Origin of the sequence: Congregibacter sp. (assembly GCF_965660375.1) — a bacterium.
In the GTDB taxonomy this organism is placed as follows: domain Bacteria; phylum Pseudomonadota; class Gammaproteobacteria; order Pseudomonadales; family Halieaceae; genus Congregibacter.
Genome location: NZ_CBFHZO010000013.1, coordinates 1 through 2,099 on the forward strand (window position 1 = coordinate 1; position 2,099 = coordinate 2,099).

Here is a 2,099-nt window from a genome sequence, read left to right on the forward strand (position 1 = left end):
GTTTACCCTCTGAATACGAGCGTGCTGGAAGGAGTGAATAACCGCATCAAGGTCATCAAACGCATGGCCTACGGCTATCGCGATAGCGACTACTTTTTCCTGAAGATCAAATCAGCTTTTCCCGGAAAGGCGCGATGAACCAAATTTAAGGGGGCGTTCCACCATCCCGTGCAAGAGCAGCTCGTGGGTGTAAGGATCTAAAGGCGGTATGCCACCGTGGTGACGTTCGAAGTGCAGATCAGAGGGCGTGACAGTCCCCACCAGGTTCTCCAGCGGTGTGAATGATGCAATTCCCAGCGCCGGTACTCGCGCGATCTCGGCAAAAGGAGAACGCTCGCCCAGCGCGGAAGGGCCGGGTCCCGGCTTGCGTGCCTCACTGCTGGCGTCGACGCCTAGCGAAACACCGGCGGCGACGGCGCCAGCGGAGCCCACCGCTGCGCCCAGTAATTGTCGTCGATCCATCACCATGCCATCCGAAGGCCTTGACCTGCTCACAGTTCACCGCCCGATGCGCGGTTGTCGTCGCGATAGTATTGAAGAGCGGGCATGGTGATGGTCGGCAGTGTCCTCGCATCAAGGGTGCTATCCGCATCAAGCAGTCCATTCAGGTACAGGATGAAGGCGGTGCTGGCATAAACTTGATTATCAGAAAGCGAGCCTGGGCTCTCGTAAGGCATCGCGCGACGGATGTAGTCAAACAATGTGGTGGCATAAGGCCAGTAGTTGCCAATGTCCCGGACAAGCGAACGATCCGCCGCTAAGGCGTCGGGGCTCACTCGTTCACCGCCGGCCAGTGCCGCTGCTGATGCACCCTTCCCGGCATCGCCATGGCAGTTTGCGCATGTTTTTGCGTAAACCGCCTTTCCAGCTGCGACACTGCCGCTACCACTTGGCAGGCCTCGGCCATCGGGGGAGACATCGATGTCCCTTGCGGCAATCTCCGCAGCGGAGGCGATCGTCCCCAACCCCATACTGGCCGAGCTTTCTGCGCTGGCCTGAAGAGCCGGGAAACCCCCAGCCAAAATCAAAGCCCCTAGCGCTAGCCAGCCAGGGGTGCGTAGTTGCGAATTGCAGGGATTTATTGGCTGCATACAGGCATCCAAAGCAAGTTTTGCGCTTAACTCACCATGCCTTAAGTGTCGTCGGTGCCGCAAGCCATAGCCCGAGTGATGTCACCCTGTTTGAGCGACTCCTTGTGTTGCGGGTGTATTTGTCTGCCGCCGTATATAATCACCGCCCTCATACCGACTCACTAAAAAGGATAGCTAACCATGACCACCGGTAAACAGCTTTACAGCACGCTCGCCGACGGCAAACTCACCGTTGAGGTCGTAGAAAAAGAGTTCGCGGCTCCCACGGGCAACTCCGTGCTGGTTCAGATGGAAGCGGCGCCTATTAACCCGTCTGACCTTGCGATTCTCACCAGTGCTGCTGATCTGGACAACGCCGAGTACTCCCCGGGCAAGTTTGTTGCAGATATGCCTGAGCCCTTTAACAGCGCCCAAAAAGCCCGTCACGGTCAGCGTTTGCCCGTGGGCAACGAAGGCGCCGGTACCGTCATCGCCGCGGGTGATACCGAAGCCGCGCAAGCCCTCATGGGGCAGCGGGTTGCCTGCGTACCTGGCAATGCCTACTCCCAATACTGCTACGCCGACGCGGGAATGTGCCTGCCTCTGGGCGATCTTACTTCCGAGCAGGGTGCTTCTGCCTTCGTGAATCCCATGACGGCGCTCGGTTTCGTAGAAACCGCAAAAATGGAAAACCAGGGCGCGATCATCCACACCGCTGCGGCGTCAAACCTCGGCCAGATGCTGGTGAAAATTTGCCAGGAAGATGACATTCCCCTGGTAAACATTGTCCGGAAGGCAGAGCACGTGGAGCTGCTCAAGGGCCTGGGTGCGACCCACGTCATCAACTCTTCCGACGATGATTATTTCAAGCAGCTCAAGAGCGCCATTGAGACCACCGATGCCTACTTCGGCTTTGATCCCATCGGCGGCGGCAATGCTGTCGATACCTGCTTTAAAGCCATGGAGCAGGTCGCCGTGAGCAAAATGACCGAGTACTCGCGCTATGGTTCCGATCAGGCGAAAAAGATG

4 protein-coding genes are annotated in these 2,099 nt (G+C 57.8%); 2 read left to right on the forward strand and 2 right to left on the reverse strand.

Annotated features, from left to right (window positions below):
• Positions 1–138 (forward strand): transposase (locus ACTG3T_RS01315; protein WP_439100464.1); only part of this gene is annotated, 138 nt, incomplete at its 5' end.
• Here ACTG3T_RS01315 and ACTG3T_RS01320 read toward each other — a convergent pair.
• Positions 112–495 carry a hypothetical protein gene (locus tag ACTG3T_RS01320; RefSeq protein ID WP_439100461.1) on the reverse strand — a complete coding sequence of 128 codons (384 nt, stop codon included), beginning with the start codon at positions 493–495 and terminating at the stop codon, positions 112–114. The genes ACTG3T_RS01315 and ACTG3T_RS01320 overlap by 27 nt on opposite strands.
• The gene (locus ACTG3T_RS01325) at positions 492–1,022 is read right to left on the reverse strand and encodes a c-type cytochrome (RefSeq protein WP_439100462.1); all 531 of its coding nucleotides are present in this window, start codon (positions 1,020–1,022) and stop codon (positions 492–494) included. The genes ACTG3T_RS01320 and ACTG3T_RS01325 overlap by 4 nt, the downstream gene beginning before the upstream one ends.
• 249 nt (positions 1,023–1,271) lie before the next feature.
• Here ACTG3T_RS01325 and ACTG3T_RS01330 point away from each other — a divergent pair.
• The coding region (locus ACTG3T_RS01330) for an alcohol dehydrogenase catalytic domain-containing protein (protein WP_439100463.1) at positions 1,272–2,099 on the forward strand (828 nt) is incomplete at its 3' end.